Annotated in this window: 15 protein-coding genes; 14 read left to right on the forward strand and 1 reads right to left on the reverse strand. The window is 70.6% G+C overall.

Annotated features, from left to right (window positions below):
* Window positions 1–171 precede the first annotated feature (171 nt).
* The 8 genes from K6753_RS11295 to K6753_RS11330 all read left to right on the forward strand — a co-directional run bounded on the left by K6753_RS11295 (window position 172) and on the right by K6753_RS11330 (window position 9,907).
* Window positions 172–1,218 carry a rod shape-determining protein gene (locus K6753_RS11295; protein WP_223676563.1) on the forward strand — a complete coding sequence of 349 codons (1,047 nt, stop codon included), beginning with the start codon at window positions 172–174 and terminating at the stop codon, window positions 1,216–1,218.
* 163 nt (window positions 1,219–1,381) lie between these two features.
* Window positions 1,382–2,389 (forward strand): rod shape-determining protein MreC, encoded by a 1,008-nt coding sequence (mreC, locus tag K6753_RS11300; RefSeq protein ID WP_425492117.1) that lies wholly within the window; start codon window positions 1,382–1,384, stop codon window positions 2,387–2,389.
* Window positions 2,386–2,871 (forward strand): rod shape-determining protein MreD, encoded by a 486-nt coding sequence (mreD, locus tag K6753_RS11305; protein WP_223676564.1) that lies wholly within the window; start codon window positions 2,386–2,388, stop codon window positions 2,869–2,871. Before mreC ends, mreD begins: the two co-directional genes overlap by 4 nt.
* Before the next feature lie 3 nt (window positions 2,872–2,874).
* The gene (mrdA, locus tag K6753_RS11310; protein WP_319936671.1) at window positions 2,875–4,857 is read left to right on the forward strand and encodes a penicillin-binding protein 2; all 1,983 of its coding nucleotides are present in this window, start codon (window positions 2,875–2,877) and stop codon (window positions 4,855–4,857) included.
* The gene (rodA, locus tag K6753_RS11315) at window positions 4,854–5,966 is read left to right on the forward strand and encodes a rod shape-determining protein RodA (RefSeq protein ID WP_223676565.1); all 1,113 of its coding nucleotides are present in this window, start codon (window positions 4,854–4,856) and stop codon (window positions 5,964–5,966) included. The genes mrdA and rodA overlap by 4 nt, the downstream gene beginning before the upstream one ends.
* 94 nt (window positions 5,967–6,060) lie before the next feature.
* The gene (gene mltB, locus K6753_RS11320) at window positions 6,061–7,257 is read left to right on the forward strand and encodes a lytic murein transglycosylase B (protein ID WP_223676566.1); all 1,197 of its coding nucleotides are present in this window, start codon (window positions 6,061–6,063) and stop codon (window positions 7,255–7,257) included.
* Complete coding sequence (locus K6753_RS11325) at window positions 7,254–8,621, forward strand: septal ring lytic transglycosylase RlpA family protein (protein ID WP_223676567.1); 1,368 nt, start codon at window positions 7,254–7,256, stop codon at window positions 8,619–8,621. Before mltB ends, K6753_RS11325 begins: the two co-directional genes overlap by 4 nt.
* Before the next feature lie 74 nt (window positions 8,622–8,695).
* Entirely contained in the window at window positions 8,696–9,907 is a 1,212-nt protein-coding gene (locus tag K6753_RS11330; RefSeq protein WP_223676568.1) for a D-alanyl-D-alanine carboxypeptidase family protein, read from the forward strand.
* Window positions 9,908–10,007: 100 nt separating this feature from the next.
* Here the strand turns inward: K6753_RS11330 and K6753_RS11335 are convergent, their stop codons facing one another.
* Window positions 10,008–10,979 (reverse strand): CsgG/HfaB family protein, encoded by a 972-nt coding sequence (locus K6753_RS11335; RefSeq protein WP_223676569.1) that lies wholly within the window; start codon window positions 10,977–10,979, stop codon window positions 10,008–10,010.
* 122 nt (window positions 10,980–11,101) lie between these two features.
* On the opposite strand from K6753_RS11335, the gene K6753_RS11340 reads away from it, so the two are divergent.
* From K6753_RS11340 to rarD, 6 genes are all read left to right on the forward strand, one after another.
* On the forward strand, window positions 11,102–11,380 hold the full coding sequence (locus tag K6753_RS11340) for a DUF493 family protein (protein WP_223676570.1): 279 nt from the start codon (window positions 11,102–11,104) through the stop codon (window positions 11,378–11,380).
* Window positions 11,368–12,057 carry a lipoyl(octanoyl) transferase LipB gene (gene lipB / locus K6753_RS11345; RefSeq protein WP_223676571.1) on the forward strand — a complete coding sequence of 230 codons (690 nt, stop codon included), beginning with the start codon at window positions 11,368–11,370 and terminating at the stop codon, window positions 12,055–12,057. Before K6753_RS11340 ends, lipB begins: the two co-directional genes overlap by 13 nt.
* 78 nt (window positions 12,058–12,135) lie before the next feature.
* Window positions 12,136–13,149, forward strand: coding sequence for a lipoyl synthase (gene lipA / locus K6753_RS11350; RefSeq protein WP_223676572.1), 1,014 nt, complete (start codon window positions 12,136–12,138; stop codon window positions 13,147–13,149).
* A 295-nt stretch (window positions 13,150–13,444) separates the two neighbouring features.
* Window positions 13,445–15,709, forward strand: coding sequence for a carboxy terminal-processing peptidase (locus tag K6753_RS11355; RefSeq protein WP_319936672.1), 2,265 nt, complete (start codon window positions 13,445–13,447; stop codon window positions 15,707–15,709).
* Between the two features lie 189 nt (window positions 15,710–15,898).
* A complete protein-coding gene (gene yedA / locus K6753_RS11360) occupies window positions 15,899–16,831 on the forward strand; it encodes a drug/metabolite exporter YedA (RefSeq protein ID WP_223676573.1) in 933 nt (310 codons plus the stop codon).
* Entirely contained in the window at window positions 16,828–17,736 is a 909-nt protein-coding gene (rarD, locus tag K6753_RS11365; protein WP_223676574.1) for an EamA family transporter RarD, read from the forward strand. The genes yedA and rarD overlap by 4 nt, the downstream gene beginning before the upstream one ends.
* Window positions 17,737–17,742: the final 6 nt, after the last annotated feature.

The raw sequence follows: 17,742 nt of genomic DNA on the forward strand, positions 1-17,742 counted from the left end.
TCACGATTGCCGGGCCAAGGCTGAACCGGTGGGCTGACCCTGAACGCCCAAAGCCGCCGCAAACCGCTGTTTTTCCTTGCTGCGACAAGGGGGGCGTTGCTAGGCTACCGGACCGCCTGCACGCCCCCTTCACACGGCCGCCGACCGCCGCCGTCAGGACCCATATTCCCGATGTTCAAGAAGTTTCGCGGCATGTTCTCCAACGACCTGTCCATCGACCTGGGCACGGCCAACACCCTCATCTACGTCCGCGGCCAAGGGATCGTGCTCAACGAGCCGTCCGTGGTCGCGGTGCGCCAGGACCGCGTGGTCGGCGGCAACCGCTCGGTCGCGGCGGTGGGCGCTGAGGCCAAGCAGATGCTCGGCCGCACGCCGGGGCACATCACCACGATCCGCCCGATGAAGGACGGCGTCATCGCCGACTTCACCTACACCGAGGAAATGCTCAAGCATTTCATCCGCAAGGTGCACAAGAGCCGCTTCATGCGCCCGAGCCCGCGGGTGCTGGTGTGCGTGCCGTGCGGCAGCACCCAGGTCGAGCGCCGCGCGATCAAGGAATCGGCCGAGGAGGCCGGCGCGCGCGAGGTGTATCTGATCGAGGAGCCGATGGCCGCGGCGATCGGCGCCGGCATGCCGGTGACCGAGGCGCGCGGTTCGATGGTCGTCGACATCGGCGGCGGCACCACCGAGGTCGCGGTGATCGCGCTCAATGGCATCGTGTACTCGGCCAGCGTGCGCATCGGCGGCGACCGTTTCGACGAGGCGATCATCGCCTACGTCCGCCGCACCTACGGCACGCTGATCGGCGAGGCGACCGCCGAGCGCATCAAGCTCGACATCGGCTGCGCCTACCCGCAGGACGAGTCGCGCACCATCGAGGTGTCCGGCCGCAACCTCGCCGAGGGCGTGCCGAAGATGATCACGATCAACTCCAACGAGGTGCTCGACGCGCTGCGCGAGCCGCTCAGCGGCATCGTCACCGCGGTGAAGCTGGCGCTGGAGCAGACCCCGCCGGAACTGTGCGCGGACGTCGCCGAGCGCGGCATCGTCCTGACCGGTGGCGGCGCGCTGCTGCGCGACCTGGACCGCCTGATCAGCGAGGAGACCGGCCTGCACGTGCAGGTCGCCGACGACCCGCTGACCTGCGTGGCCCGCGGTGGCGGACGCGCGCTGGAGCTGGTGGACATGCACGGCAACGAGTTCTTCGCGCCGGATTGAACACGGTGGGGCACCGCGCACTGGACGGTCGACCGGGTGGCATGCGGTCGACCGGCACTGCGCGCCACGCACCCCCGCGCGGCCGCGCCGCACCCCTGACCGCCACGCAATGCGCCGCGCACCCGCGCGACGCTGATCCCGCCCCAGCAGCCACCGGCCCTTGATGCCTCCCTACGCCGGCCCGTCCGCCCCCTCCCGCACCGGTGAAGTCGCCGACACGCTGCGGTTGCTGGCCTACCTCGGGCTGGCCATCGTGCTGATCGTGCTCGACCACCGCGGCGGATGGCTGCGCCAGGCCCGCGAGCAGGCCAGCCTTCTGGTGCAGCCGATCCGCACCGTCGCCGGCTGGCCCTCGCGCATGGCCGGCGCGCTGTACGAGGACGCCGGCACGCTGGCGCAGCTGACGAGCGAGAACGACCGCCTGCGCAACCAGCTGCTGGTCAACAACGCGCGCCTGGCGCGGCTGCAGGCCGTGGCCGCAGACAACGCGCGCCTGCGCGGCCTGCTGGGCGGCAAGCAGCGCGGCAACCTGGATGTGTTGCTGGCGCCGATCCTCGACGTCGATCTCGATCCCACGCGCCAGCGGCTGGTACTGGACGCCGGGCGCGGCGACGGCGTGCGCGTGGGCCAGAGTGTGATCGACGCCGGCGGGCTGGTGGGGCAGGTGATCGAGGCCAGCCCGATCCAGGCCACCGTGCTGCTGCTGACCGATCCTTCGCATGTCGTCCCGGTGGCCGTCGCGCGCAACGGCGTCCGGCTGATGGCCTACGGCAACGGCCGCAGCGACCGGCTCAGCCTGACCAACATCCCGCTGTCGAGCGACGTCAAGGTCGGCGACCTGCTGGTGACGTCGGGGCTGGGCTCGCGCTTTCCGGCCGGCTTTCCGGTCGGCACCGTGGCCGAGCTCCGCCCGGACGACAGCCGCGCGTTCCTCAGTGGCGATGTCACCCCCGCCGCGCAGCTGGACCGCGGGCGCGACGTGCTGCTGCTGCGCAGCGCGCCGGCCACGCCGCTGCCGTCCGCGCCGCCCCCGCCCGCGGAGGCGGATGCAACGACTTCCGGCGCTGTTGCGCCGGCGGGCGAGGGCGATGCCCCGTCGGTACCCGAGGCCGGGCCGGTGTCCCCGGCGTCGCCCCCACCACAGCCCGGTCCTGCGGAGGTGACGCGATGAAGCGTCCCCGCCGCGCCTGGATGATGCCGGCCAGCGTGCTGGTCGCGCTGCTGCTCGGGCTGCTGCCGCTGCCGGAACTGCTGCAACCCCTGCGGCCGTACTGGCTGGCGCTGGTGGTGGCCTACTGGGTGCTGGAAGACCCCGACCGCTACGGCCTGGGGTTCGCCTTCCTGATCGGCCTGCTGGCCGACCTGACCTTCGGCAGCCTGTTGGGCGAGCAGGCACTGCGGCTGGCGGTGATGGCCTTCATCCTGCAGCGCTTCCGCGCGCGGCTGCGCTTCTTCCCGATGTCGCAGCAGGCGCTGGCGATCGGCGGCCTGCTGCTCAACGACCGCATCGTGACCACCGTGCTGCACCTCACGCTGGGCGTGGCCCCGCATCCGGACCTGGCGTGGGCGGCGCCGGTGCTGGGCATGCTGTTGTGGCCGCCGGTGTACATGCTGCTGGACGGGCTCAGGCACGGCGGCTGGCGGAGGCGCTGAACCGTGGGTCCGCGCCGCCGCGTCCTCAAGAATGCCGCCGCCGAGGCCGACCAGTTCCGGCGCCGCGCGGCGCTGGCCATGCTCGGCGTGGTGCTGGCCCTGGGCGGGCTGGCGCTGTGGTACTTCCGCCTGCAGGTCTGGCAGCACGAGGACTACGCCAGCCGCGCCGAAGCCAACCGGGTCAAGCTGCAGCCGGTCGTCCCCGGGCGCGGCCTGGTGCTGGACCGCGAAGGCCGCATCCTCGCCGACAACGTGCCGGCGTTCCGTCTGGACGTCACGCCCGACCAGGCCGGACCCGCGGACGAGTGGCTGCCGCGCCTGCAGCGGGTGGTTGAACTGGCGCCGGAGGACATCGAGAACTACCACGAGCATCGCCGAGCCACCCGCGGCTTCAAGCCGATCACGCTGAAGCTGCGCGTGGACGAGGAGGAGGCCGCGCGCTTTGCCGTGGATCGCTGGCGCTTCCCCGGCGTCGAGCTGGTGCCCTACCTCAACCGGCGTTACCCCTACACCGACCTGATGGCCCACGTGGTCGGCTACGTCGGCCGGGTGGACGGCGAGGACCTCAAGACGCTGGGCGAGGCCAACGCGGCGCTGACCCACATCGGCAAGACCGGGCTGGAGCGCGCCTACGAAGAGGCGCTGCGCGGCCGCATCGGCTACCGCAAGATCGAGACCAACGTCGACGGCCGTGCGATGGGCGAGGTCGGCCGCGTGCCGGCCGTGCCCGGCGCCGACCTGCGCCTGAGCATCGACGCCCGCCTGCAGCAGGCGATGGTGCACGCCTTCGGCGAGCTGGAGGGATCGGCGGTGGCGGTCGACCCGCGCACCGGCGAGGTGCTGGGCATGGTCAGCCTGCCCAGCTACGACCCCAACCTGTTCGTCAACGGCATTTCGCACACCGACTACCGCGCGCTGATGGACAACCCGTCGCGCCCGCTGTTCAACCGCAACGTGCTGGGCGGCGGGCCGCCGGGCTCGACGATCAAGCCGCTGGTGGCACTGGCGGGCGTGGACAGCGGCCAGCTCACGCCCGAGTCCACGGTGTTCTCCACCGGCGAATTCCGCATCCCCGGACAGGCGCGCGGCTACCGCGATGCCAGCCGCGGCGCCGGGCTGACCGACCTGCGCTCGTCGATCTCGCGCTCGGTCAATTACTACTACTACAAGCTCGCCTACGACATGGGCATCGAGCGCTTCGCCGACTACATGCAGCGCTACGGGTTTGGCGAGACCACCGGCATCGACTTGATCGGCGAGAACGATGGCGTGGTGCCGTCGCCGGACTACAAGCGCAGCCGCACCACCGAGCCCTGGTACCCGGGCGAGACGGTGATCGCCGGCATCGGCCAGGGCTACTGGATCGCGACCGCGCTGCAGCTGGTGCGCGCCACCGCCGCCATCGCCGACGACGGTCGCCTGCGCGAACTGCGCCTGGTGTCGGAACGGCGCGATGGCTACGGCCAGCCGTGGACCCCGCTGCCGCGCCCGGAACCGGAGCTGATCACCACCAACCCCGGGCACCTGCGCGCCGTGCAGGAAGGCATGGAGGCGACCATCCACGGCCGCGGCACCGCGACCGCGATGGCGATCGGTGCGCCCTACCGGATGGCCGGCAAGACCGGCACCGCGCAGAAGATCAGCCGCAAGGGCAGTGCGAGCATGGACCCCAGGTCGCTGCCCTACCACCTGCGCCACCAGGCGTTGTTCGTGGGCTACGCGCCGGCCGACAACCCGACGATCGCCGTGGCCGTGGTGGTCGAGCATGGCGGCTATGGCGGCACCACCGCCGCCCCGATCGCGCGCAAGATCTTCGATGCGTGGCTGCTGGGCACGATGCCGGAGCCGCCACCGGAACCGGAACCGGAACCCGATAAGCCGGAGCCCGCAGCAGACGCGGCGACCGCAGCCGCATCGAGTGCTTCCCCAGGCGGCGCTGACGACGGCCGGCAGCCACCCGCGACCGCCAGGGAGCCGACGCGATGAGCATCATCCTGCGCTGGCTGTTCGACCTGGCGGCGCGCCTGCTGCGTACGCTGGACTGGCCGCTCATGGCCGCGCTGCTGGCGCTGATGGCCATCGGCCTGGCGGTGCTCTACAGCGCCGGCGGGCAATCCTCCACGCTGGTGGTCGCGCAGGGTGCGCGCTTCGCCGTCGGGCTGGGGGCGATGTGGGCGCTGTCGCGCATGCCGCCGTCGCAACTGCGCAACTGGACGCCGCTGGTGTTCGCCGCGTCGATCGTGCCGCTGGTGGCGGTGCTGTTCATGGGCAGCGGCCGCCACGGCGCGCACTGGTTGAACCTGGGCGTGTTCTATTTCCAGCCGGCCGAGCTGCTCAAGCTCAGCCTGCCGATGATGGTGGCGTGGTACCTCAACCGCGGTGCGCTGCCCCCGCGCCTGCCGACCGTGCTGGTGGCCGGCGCGATCATCGCCGCCCCCACCGGCCTGATCCTGCTGCAGCCGGACTTCGGCACGGCAATGCTGGTGGCCTCCAGCGGCGCATTCGCGCTGTACCTGTCGGGGTTGTCGTGGTGGTGGTTCGTGGCCGCGATCGGCGGCGTCGCGGCGGTCGCGCCGGCGGCGTGGTTCTGGATGCTGCGCCCGTACCAGAAGGACCGGATCATGACGTTCCTGGACCCGGAGTCGGACCCACTGGGGGCGGGCTGGAACATCATCCAGTCCAAGATCGCCATCGGCGGCGGCGGCCTGACCGGCAAGGGCTGGGGCGAGGGCAGCCAGTCGCACCTGAACTACATCCCCGAGCACACCACCGACTTCATCTTCGCCGTCCTCAGCGAGGAGTTCGGCTGGATCGGCGTGGCGGTGACGCTGGGCCTGTACCTGTTCGTCGTCGGACGCTGCCTGTGGATCGCGAGCGAAGCGCGCGACGGCTATTCGCGGCTGCTGGCCGGTGCGCTGGGCTTGGCGTTCTGCGTGTACGTGATCGTGAACGGGGGAATGATCGCGGGCCTGCTGCCGGTGGTGGGCGTCCCGATGCCACTGCTGAGCTACGGCGGCACCTCCGCGGTGTCGTTGCTGGCGGGGCTCGGCGTGGTGATGGCGGTGCGCGCGCACCGGCCGGTGCACGCCCGCTGAGTGCCGCCGGGGGCGAGTTACGCGTCGACATCGATGAACACCACCCGAACCCGGCCGGGCCGCACGCGGAAGGGTGCGTGCTAACCTCGCCGCGATGACTGCACGCCCCCTCCGAAAAGCCCTTCCGTTCATGCTTTCGCTGGCGCTCGGCGCCTGCGCCACGCCCGCGCCGCCGACCCCGGCACCGTCCGCGGACGAGGCATCGCAAGCATCCGAAACGACCACCGAGCCGACGCCCGTTGCCACGCGCAAGCGTCCCCCCGTGCCCGGCACCAATCCGCTGCCCGACCCGCTGCCGGCGATGCCGCTGGAGCAGGCGAAGGCGGCGTTCGTGCGCGACACGGCGGCCAAGTACGGCGTCGATGCCGGGTACATCGAGTCGGTGCTGGCCAACGCCGACATGCGCGAGAGCATCATCAAGGCCATGTCGCGGCCGGCCGAGGCCAAGCCGTGGCGCGACTACCGCCCGATCTTCATCAGCCAGGCCCGCATCGACGGCGGCCAGGCATTCATGGCGCGCCACCGTGACGCGCTGGCCCGGGTCGAGTCGCGCACCGGCGTGCCGGCCGAGATCATCGTCGCCATCATCGGCGTGGAGACCAGCTACGGCGCCAACACCGGCAGCTACCCGGTGGTCGACGCCCTGTACACGCTGGCCTTCGCCTACCCGCGCACCGGGGACCCGGCCAAGGCCGACCGCGAGAACCGGCGCGAGGCGTTCTTCCGCGGCGAGCTGGCGCAGTTGTTCGCGCTGGGCAAGGAGCAGCGGCTCGACGTCACCACGCTCAAGGGCAGCTACGCCGGTGCCATGGGCTGGGGCCAGTTCATGCCGTCGAGCTACCGCGAGTTCGCGGCCGACGGCAACGGCGACGGCCGCATCGACCTGTTCAACAGCACGGACGACGTGTTCGCGTCGATCGCCAACTACTTCGTCGAGAAGGGCGGCTGGACGCGTGGCGGGCCGATTACGGTGCGCGCCATGCGCGCGCCCGATGCACGCGACTTCGAGCCCGAAGGCCTCTACCCGGACATGACCGTGGCGCAGCTGGGCGGCATGGGCTACCGGCCCATGGCGGCCTCCATCGCACCCGACGAGCCGGCGCTGCTGATCAACCTCGACGGCGTGTCGGGCCGCGAGCACTGGCTGGGGTTCGACAACTTCTACGCCATCACCCGCTACAACATCTCCAAGCACTACGCGATGGCGGTCTACCAGTTGTCCGAGGCCATCGCCGGCCGCGAGAACCCGCTGGCCGACACCGCCGCGCCTGCGGCCGCCGACGGCGCATGAGGGTCGCGGTCGCCGCCGCCCTGGTGCTGGGCCTGGCGGCCTGCGCCGGCGCCCCCAAGCGTGGGTCGGAGCCGTCGCCGCTGGCCGGTGCCGGTCCGGTGACACGCGATGCGCTGCCCACCGGCGCGCTGCCGGCGCGCTGCAACGGCTCGCCGTATGCCCCGGCGCAGGAAGATCCCAACACCCGAGGCGACTATGTCGCGGGTGGGCTGTACAAGCCCGGCGTTTCCGACACCACGCCCGACTACGTGCCCGACGTGGACTGCATCCCGGAGCCGCAGGTCGTCGACCTGCCGCGCTCCAAGGTCGGCAACCGCGCCAGCTACTCGGTGCTCGGCAAGACTTACCGGGTGATGGACTCGCACGACGGCTACGTCGAGCAGGGCCGCGCGTCGTATTACGGCAAGAAGTTCCACGGCCGCCGCACGTCCAACCTGGAGGTGTACGACATGTACGCCTTCACCGCCGCGCACAAGACGTTGCCGCTGCCCAGCTTCGCGCGCGTGACCAACCTGGACAACGGCAAGTCGGTGGTGGTGCGCGTCAACGACCGCGGCCCGTTCCACGAGGGCCGGGTGATCGACCTGAGCTACGCCGCGGCGGTCAAGCTCGACTACATCCGCCAGGGCACCGCGCGGGTCGAAGTGCGGGCGCTGTCGCCCGGCGACACGGGCACCGTGCTGGCCGCCGAAACCACATCCGCGCCTGCACCTGCACCCGCGCCCGTACCGACGGAAATGGACCGCCTGGTGGCGTCGATCCCGGTGGCCGCCGCCGGTGCGGTGGAACTGCCGCCGGGTGTGCGGATCGCCACCGGTCGCCCTGCGCCCGCAGCGAGCGCGTCATCGACGGCTGTCGCCACGACGGCGGCAGCCGCTGGCACGGTTGAGCCCGCGTCCCCTGTGGCGACCACCCCGGGCAGCGAGTACCGCTTCGACATGCGCCAGGACGGGCGCGCGATGAGTGCCGACGAGTTCGACGCCTGGATGCGCACGCGCCGGGTGCGCGTGGCCACCGGCAAGCCGGGTACACCGGCTCCCGTCCAGGCAACGGCACCGGCCGCAACGGCAATGCCTGCCGCAGCCACGCCTCTGGTCCAGCCTTCGACCGCACGTGATTCGACCCCGGCCACGGACGGGGTCACGTTGCAGGTGGCCGCGTTCTCCGCGCGCGGCAACGCCGACCGCGCGCTGGCGATGCTGCGCGGTGCCGGCGTCGAGGACGCGCACGTGCTCGACGGCGAGTCCGCCGGGCGTCCGGTCTGGCGCCTGCGCATCGGTCCGTTGTCGGCTGCCGCCGTGCCGGCGTTGTCGGCGCGCATCGCGGGCCTGGGCTTCGGGCCGCCGCAACGCGTCAATGAATGAGTGCGGTGCCGCCCGGCACCCGTTGTCCCTTACTTTCTTCCGGCCGCCCGCCGGGTCCCCGGAGTCGTAGAATCATGAAATCCCGCTTCGTCCTCGCCACGCTGGCCACCTTCGCGGTCGGCCTGGCGCTTGCCCAGTCGCCCCAGCCCGCCACGCCGCAACCGGCCGCCGCGCAGCCCGCCGCCAGCGACGCGCTGCCGGTGCCGCCGCCGCCGGAGGTGACCGGCACCGCGTGGGTGCTGATGGACGCGGCCAGCGGCAACGTGCTGGCGGGCGAGAACTACGACGAGCAGCTCGAGCCGGCCAGCATCACCAAGGTGATGACCAGCTACGTGATCGCCGCGGAGATGGCCGCCGGCAAGGTCTCGCGGGACGACCAGGTCATGATGACCGAGAACGCGTGGCGCACCGGCGGCGCCGGCACGGACGGCAGCTACTCGGGCTTCGAGGTCAACCAGAGCGCGCCGCTGCTGGAGATGGAAAAGGGCATGGTCGTGCAGTCGGGCAACGACGCCGCCATCGCGCTGGCCGAGCACGTCGCGGGCAGCGAGCAGGCCTTCGCCGCGCTGATGAACCAGTACGCACAGCGCATCGGCATGGAGAAGAGCCACTTCGTCAACGCCACCGGCCTGCCGGGCGAGGGCCACATCACCAGCGCGCGCGACCTGGCGCTGCTGGGCCGCGCGCTGATCCGCGACTACCCCGAGGCGTACTCCTACAACAAGATCAAGGAGTTCACCGTCGGCAACATCACCCAGCCCAACCGCAACGTGCTGCTGTGGCGCGATGCCAGCGTCGACGGCATCAAGACCGGCCACACCTCGGCGGCCGGTTACTGCCTGATGGCTTCGGCCAAGCGCGGCGACCAGCGCCTGATCTCGGTGGTGATGGGCTCGACGTCCGAATCCCAGCGCGCCCGCGACAGCCAGGCGCTGCTCAACTGGGGCTTCCGCTTCTACGAGACCCACGAGATGTACAAGGCCGGCGCGCAGGTCGCGCAGCAGAAGGTCTGGAAGGGCCAGGAAAATGAAGTGCGCCTGGGCCTGGCCGAGCCGCTGCTGGTGACGGTGCCGCGTGGCCGCTACGAGCAGCTCAAGCCGATGATGGACGTGCCGGCCACGCTGGTCGCGCCGATCGAGAAGGGCCAGGCCATCGGCACGGTCAAGGTCATGCTGGACGACAAGGTCATCGCGCAGCGCCCGCTGGTGGCGATCGGCGGCATCGAGCAGGCCGGCTTCTTCAAGCGCCTGTGGCACGAGCTGCTGATGTGGTGGCACTCGATGTGATCGCGCCATCGGGCGACCCGATGCACGCATGAAGAACGGGCCGGCAATGCCGGCCCTTTCCTGTTTATGGTGCCCGCAGAAAGCGCTGGGCGAACCGGTGTCAGCGCGCCAGTTCGAGCAGGTTCGACGACACCCAGCCACGGTTGCCCAGCTCGTCGTCGACCTCCCACATCGCGCCCTGCTTGGTGCCGGTCGGGTACAGCATGTCGCCCGGGTTGAGGTCGCGCAGCGCCGCGCCGCTGCCGTCGGCATTGCCCAGCAGGCGGCCAGGCTGCCGCATCGAGACCGCCTGGCCGACATTGGCCTCCGAGGCATTGCCCGGCAGCCCGCCGAGCTGGGCGACCATGTCGGTGTAGGCCTGCAGGTAGGCCAGCGTGATGACCTGGCCGATCTCGGTGTTGGAGTAACCGCCGACGCTGGCGCCGCCGATGCCGCTGCTGCCCCAGAGGGCGCCGCTGCCGCCCCACCCGAGGTCGGTCTTGGTGGAATGCCCTTCGGTCATCGCGACCTGTTCGGACGAGCGCATGTCGGTCAGCGTCAGCACCACGTCGGCGGTCTTGCGCTTCAGGTTGAGGCCGCCCACCAGACGCCCAGCGGTGCTGTTTCCCATCAGCCCGCCCAGCAGGCCACCGATGTTGGTGCCGCCGGAGTTGCGATTGCGCGAGATCAGGTCCGGGACCATGACGTAGTCGGCCGCGCGCACCTGGCCCTTACCCAGGTTGGAGCCGCCGCGCAGGTCGCCGCCGGCGGCCAGTTCGCGCTCGGCCTGCATCGCGGCCATGCCGGCGCCGCGGTCGACCAGGGTGAAGCAGCGCGATTTATTGACGAACACCTTGATGATCGCGGTCGGCGTGCCGAGGTCGTAGTCGTACCACCAGTTCTGGTCCGGCTCGAGCACGGCCAGCGTGCCCAGCGGCTTGCTGCAGGTGGGGATTTCCGCGTTCTGGCGCTGCTGCTGCGCGGTCTCGGCCTGGGCGGCCACGGGCAGGGCGAGCGCTGCAGCCGCGGCCAGTGCAAGGGCGCGCACGCGGCAGGCAGGCGGAATGAGGGCAGGTGCGGGGTTTCGAATCATGGCGATCTTCCGTGAGTAATGGGGCGCGGGTGCGCCGGGCTTCCGAGCTAAACGCTCTGCACAACCCCCGCCGGACATCCGCCGGCTTGGGTTGGGGGCGGAGCATACCCATAATCGGCGGCATGGACATCACCTCAGACAACCCCGACCACGGCTTCCAGTTCCCCGGCACGTTCGAGCTGTCGGCCATGGGTACGGCCGACAAGGACCTGGAAACACTGCTCCCGACCCGGCTGCTGGACGCGGGCATCGAGGTGCTGAACGAGCAGGTCAGCTGGAAGCATTCCTCCAACGGTCGCTACGTTTCCGTGCGCATCGCCTTCCGTGCCGAATCGCGCGAGCAGTACGAATTGGCCCACCAGGTGCTGCGCGACCACCCGGAAGTGAAGTGGACGCTGTAGCCGTCCCGACCGGCGCCGGTCCAGCCGTGTTCGCGCCGCCCACCGCGAAGGTCCGTGACCTTGGTCGCCAACGCTACGAGCCGGTGTGGCGTGCGATGCAGGCCTTTACCGACGCCCGCGACGAGGCGACCCCCGACGAGTTGTGGCTGGTCGAGCACGACCCCGTGTTCACCTTGGGCCAGGCCGGCAAGCCCGAGCACGTGCTGATGCCCGGCGACATCCCGGTGCTGCATGTCGACCGCGGCGGCCAGGTCACCTACCACGGCCCCGGCCAGATCGTGCTGTACCCGCTGCTGGACCTGCGCCGGTTGAAGGTCGGCGTACGCGAGTACGTGTGCCGGATCGAGCAGGCCATCATCGACACGCTGGGCGACTGGAACATCGAAGCCGTGCGTCGCGAGGGCGCCCCCGGGGTCTACGTCGCCGGCGCCAAGATCGCCGCGCTGGGCATCCGCGTGCGGCGCGGCTGCACCTTCCATGGCCTGGCCTTCAACATCGCCATGGACCTCTCGCCGTTCCAGCGGATCAATCCGTGCGGGTTCGAGGGGTTGCAGGTGACCTCGCTGGTAGACTTGGGCGGTCCGTCGGGGCTGGACGCGGTCAAGCCCGCACTGGTTGGACACGTGGCCGCGCAGTTCGGCCTTGAGGTCGAACCGGCGCCGCCACCGACGCTCTGACCGCGGCTCCCGCACGGCACACGCCCGCTCCGTTCCCAGTCACCGCCTCCCGCCCTTCCGGGAAGGAATTCCAGCGACATGACCGACACCGCCTCCAAGACCATCCCGCTCGCCGTCGTCGGCACCGACGCGCCCGCCGCGTTGCAGCCGGGCGTCAAGCAGGTGGCCGGCGACAAGATCAGCCGCTCGCCGGTGCAGTTCGCCGACGTGCCGGTGTTGCGCAAGCCGTCGTGGATCCGCGTGCGCATCCCGTCGGGCAACTCGGTGCAGCAGCTCAAGGCCAAGCTGCGCGAAAACCGGCTGGTGACGGTGTGCGAGGAGGCCAGCTGCCCGAACATCCACGAGTGCTTCAGCCACGGCACCGCCACGTTCATGATCCTGGGCGAGGTATGCACGCGCCGCTGCAGCTTCTGCGACGTCGCCCACGGCCGCCCCAAGCCGCCGGACCCGACCGAGCCGCTCACCCTGGCGCAGACCGTGGCCGACATGGGTCTGCGCTACGTCGTGGTCACCAGCGTCGACCGCGACGACCTGCGCGACGGCGGCGCCCAGCACTTCGTCGACTGCATCGCCGCCATCCGCGAGCACAGCCCGCGCACGCGGGTGGAAATCCTCACGCCCGACTTCCGTGGCAAGGGCCGCATGGACCGCGCGCTGGAGATCTTCGCGACGCAGCCGCCGGACGTGTTCAACCACAACGTCGAGACGGTGCCCGACCTCTACCGCAACGTGCGCCCGGGTGCGGATTACCAGTGGTCGATGACGCTGCTGCAGCGCTTCAAGGCGCAGCATCCCGAGGTGGTGACCAAGTCCGGGGTCATGCTGGGCCTGGGCGAGACCATGCCGCAGGTCGAACAGACGCTTCGCGACCTGCGCGCGCACGACGTCGACATGATCACCATCGGCCAGTACCTGCAGCCCAGTGCCCACCACCACCCGGTGATGCGTTACTGGACGCCGGAGGAATTCAAGCAGCTGGAGGACTTCGGCCACGCGCTGGGGTTCACCCACGTCGCGTCGGGCCCGCTGGTGCGCTCGTCGTACCACGCCGACCGCTCCGCGGCCGAAGCCGGGCTCGCGGTCGGCGCCTGATCTGCACGGCGCGCCGGCCCCCTGGCGTGGCCGAGGTGGCACTGCGTTTCGCGTAACGCGTGGATAACGGGCAACGCGCCATGCTGGGCCTGCCGTTGCGTAGCTGAACCGTTTTGATGTCATCGCCCCGACACAGCCGTGATCGGCGTGACAGGCACGGCAACTTTCGGCACTGTGGGGCGGTCATAGCCCGTCGCATGCTGCCATCGGCCGAACCTGCCGCCGGCCGCGACGCGCCACCGCCCGGCAGGGCCCCCACCCGCGACCAGGCCGCCCACGGCCGGAATTCTTGCCGATGAATGCCAAATCCACTCTCCTCGCCTTCCTGCTGACCGCGCCGCTGGCCTTGCTGGCGCGTGACAACGGGTTGGCGCAGGTGTCGCCCGCCGACGCCTCCCCCGATACGGACCGCTCCGAGGCGACCGCCAGCCGCACACCGGCGCGCGACCCGGGTGCGCTGCAGTTGCCGGGCGGGCCGACCGAAGACCAGACGATCGCCGCGAAGTACGTCACCGGCGTGCTGTCGGACAGCCGCTATGCGTACCGGCCGATGCCGCTGGACGACGCGCTGTCGGCCGACATGTACAAGCGATACTTGGAGACGCTCGACGGCGGCAAGCAGTTCTTCACCGCCGCCGACATCGCGCGCTTCGACCGCTACGAAACGCGGCTCGACGATGCCCTGCAGAACGGCGAACTGGAGCCGGCATACGCGATGTTCGCGATCTACCGCCAGCGCGTTGATGAGCGCGTGGCGTTCGCGCGCGAGCTGCTCAAGCGCGACGTATTCACCTTCAACGGCGACGACGTCTTCGAGTACGACCGCGAGGACGCCCCGTGGGCCGCCGACGCCGCCGAGCTGGACGCGCTGTGGACGCAGTCGGTGCGTAACGACTGGCTGCGCCTGAAGCTGGCCGGCAAGGAGGAGGCCGACATCCGCACCACGCTGGACAAGCGCTACGAGAACCTCAGCGAAAGCGTCGCCGAGCTGAAGGGCGAGGACGTGTTCCAGACCTTCCTCAACAGCTATGCCAATGCGATCGACCCGCACACCGACTACCTGACCCCGCGCTCGGCCGACAACTTCAACCTGTCGATGTCGCTGTCGCTGGAAGGCATCGGCGCGGTGCTGCAGAAGCAGGACGACGTGGTGGCGATCCGCGAGATCGTGCCCGGCGGCCCGGCCGGCAGCTCCGGCAAGGTCAAGCCCGGCGACCGCGTGGTCGCGGTCGGGCAGGGCGGCAGCGGCCCGATGGAAGACGTGATCGGCTGGCGCATCGACGATGTCGTCGCCAAGATCCGCGGCAAGAAGGGCACGCAGGTGCGGCTGGACGTGATCCCGGCCGAGATGGGCCTGGACACGCCGCCCAGCCGCGTCGTGCTGGTGCGTGACAAAGTGCGGCTGGAGGACCAGGCGGCCAAGTCCAAGGTGCTGGACATCCCCGGCACCAATGGCGCCGCCGACCAGCGCATCGGCGTGATCGAGCTGCCGGGCTTCTACCAGGACTTCGAAGGCCGCCGCAGCAACAACGGCGAGTACGCCTCCGCCACCCGCGACGTCGCGCGTCTGCTCAAGGAGTTCGATGGCCAAGACGTCGACGGCGTCGTGCTGGACCTGCGCAACAACGGCGGCGGCTCGCTGACGGAGGCCATCGAGCTCACCGGCCTGTTCATCGACCGCGGCCCGGTGGTGCAGGTGCGCGAGTCCAGTGGCCGGGTCAGCGTCGAGGGCGACAGCGATGCCGGCATCGCGTGGGAAGGCCCGCTGGCGGTGCTGATCAACCGTGGCTCGGCTTCGGCTTCGGAGATCTTCGCCGGCGCCATCCAGGACTACGGCCGCGGCCTGGTGATCGGCGAGACCACCTTCGGCAAGGGCACGGTGCAGAACCTGCTCGACCTGGACCGCTGGCCCGCCAACGAGGAGGCCCGCTTCGGCCAGCTCAAGCTGACCATTGCGCAGTTCTTCCGCGTCAGCGGCGGCTCCACGCAGAACAAGGGCGTGGTGCCGGACATCCAGTTCCCGGCGTCGGTCGATGCCACCGAGTACGGCGAGAGCACCTACGACAACGCGCTGCCGTGGACCAAGATCGCCGCGGTGCCGCATACGCGCTACGGCAACTTCCAGCCGCTGATCCCGCAGCTGGAGGCCCGCCACGAGGCGCGCGTGGCCAAGGATCGCGAGTTCCAGTGGTGGAACGAGGACGTGGCGCAGTTCCGCGAGGAAAGCGCCAAGACCTCGATCAGCCTCAACGAAGCCGAGCGCCGCGCCGAGCGCGACCGCAACGAGGCCAAGCGCCAGGAGCGCCAGGCCATCCGCAAGGAGCTGGGGCTGGCCCTGGACCCGCTGGCCGAGGACGCGGCCGACGACGGGCTCGCCGCCTCCGAGCGCGACATCGTCCGCGATGCGCAGCGCGAGAAGCTGGCCGAGGACCGTCCCGACCCGCTGCTGCGCGAGTCCGCCGCGATCCTGGCCGATGCGATCCAGCTCTTGAACGACGACGGCCAGCTGTCGGCGCAGGTGCTCAAGCAGGTCGACACCCCGGGGCACTGGGCCGACTGACCTTCTCCTTTGGTGATGCAGGGCTGCGGGCACCCTCGGGTGCCCGCGCTCGTTTTGGCGGCGCAACACAGCATCCCGCGCAACTTGACGTGGACATGACGACCGGCGCTGCGCAGCGCCCCGCCGCTCCCGTATCCTCGCGCCTCGCGGCGCCACCCGGTGCCGCCCCTCCCCCAGCGAGCCCGGTGCATGAACGCGTCCTCCCTGCCGCTGCCGGCCGCGCGCGGCCTCGCCGTCGCGTTCGCGCTGGCCTCGGTCTACGTGCTGTGGGGCTCGACCTACCTCGCCATCCGCTACGCGCTGGAGAGCTACCCGCCGTTCCTGCTGGGCACCTTCCGCATGTTCACCGCCGGCGCCCTGATGTACGCGGTGCTGCGGATGCGCGGGGCCGCGCCGCCGACGGCGAAGCAGTGGCGCACGCTGGTGGTGCTGTCGATCTTCATGGTGCTGCTGTCCAACGGGCTGGTGAACTTGGCCGAGACCGAAGTGGGATCGGGCATGGCCGCCATTGCCGTGGCCTCGATGCCGCTGTTCGCCGGCGTGTTCGCGATGCTGCGCGGCCGCCATCCCACGCGCTCGGAGTGGGTCGGCCTGGTGATCGGCTTCGGCGGCGTAGTGTGGCTCAACGCCGGCAGCAACCTGTCCACGTCGACGCTCGGACTGGTGTGCCTGACCATCGCGCCGATCGCCTGGGCGTGGGGCTCGATCTGGAGCCGCGACCTCGACCTGCCCGCGCCCTTCATGGCCGCCGCCGGGCAGATGATTGCCGGCAGCGGCTGGATGCTGGCCGCCGCGCTGGTCACCGGCGAGCGCATGACCGCCATGCCAACGCTCGAGGCCACGGCCGCGCTGCTGTGGCTGATCGTGGCCGGTTCGATCTTCGGCTTCACCGCCTACATCTGGCTGCTGCACCACGTGCGCCCGGCGCTGGCCACCAGCTATGCCTACGTCAACCCGCCGATCGCGGTGCTGTTTGGTGCGGTGATCGCCGGTGAGGTGTTCACCACCCACGACCTCGGTGCGATGGCGGTGATCCTGGCCGGCGTGGCGATCATCACCGTCGCCAGGGCGCGCCACGGTCGCCCGGTGGTGCCGGCCACGCCGACGGAGCCCGCCGCATGACCGGGCCGATGACCGACTACCGCCGCGGGTTGTGGATGGCCACCGGCGCGTTCGTGATCTGGGGCCTGATGCCGCTGTACTGGCACCTGCTCAAGGCAGTGCCGTCGCTGCAGATCATCGCCCACCGCATTGTCTGGAGCGCGGTGCTGGTGCTGGGCTGGCTGCTGCTCAAGCAGGGCACGCGCTGGCTGCGCGCAGTGCGCGAACAGCCGCGGCTGGCCGGCCTGCTCGCGCTGAGTGGACTGTTCATCGCCTTCAACTGGGGCCTGTACATCTGGGCGGTCAACGCCGGGCACGTGGTCGAGACGAGCCTGGGGTACTTCATCAATCCGCTGCTCAACGTGGTGCTGGGCGTGGTGCTGCTGCGCGAGCGCCTGCGCGCCGCGCAGTGGCTGGCCGTCGCGATCGCCACCGCCGGCGTGCTGTGGCTGACCTTCAACTACGGCAGCTTCCCGTGGATCGCGCTGACGCTGGCGACGTCGTTCGCGATGTACGGCTTCATCCGCAAGCTCACCACCATCGACTCACTGCCCGGCCTCGGCATCGAGAGCGGCTACCTGCTGCTGCCGGCGCTGGCGCTGCTGCTGTGGGGCGAGTCGACCGGGCAGGGCCACGTGCTGGATGCATGGTGGCCGTGGACCGACCTGCTGCTGGTGCTGGGCGGTGCGCTCACCGCGCTGCCGCTGATCGGGTTCGCCTACGCCGTGCGGCGCGTGCCGCTGTCGACGGTCGGCCTGCTGCAGTACCTGGCGCCGACGCTGCAGCTGGTGTGCGGCGTGGCGGTGCTGGGCGAGCCGTTCGGCCGCGACCGCGTGATCGGCTTCGTGCTGATCTGGATCGCGCTGGCGGTGTACGCGGTCGACGGGCTGTTGCGATCGCGTCGACCGGCGGTGGCGGCCGGCTGACCGCCA

It is taken from the genome of Novilysobacter selenitireducens, from assembly GCF_020026895.1.
GTDB classification, from domain to species: Bacteria; Pseudomonadota; Gammaproteobacteria; order Xanthomonadales; family Xanthomonadaceae; genus Lysobacter_C; species Lysobacter_C selenitireducens.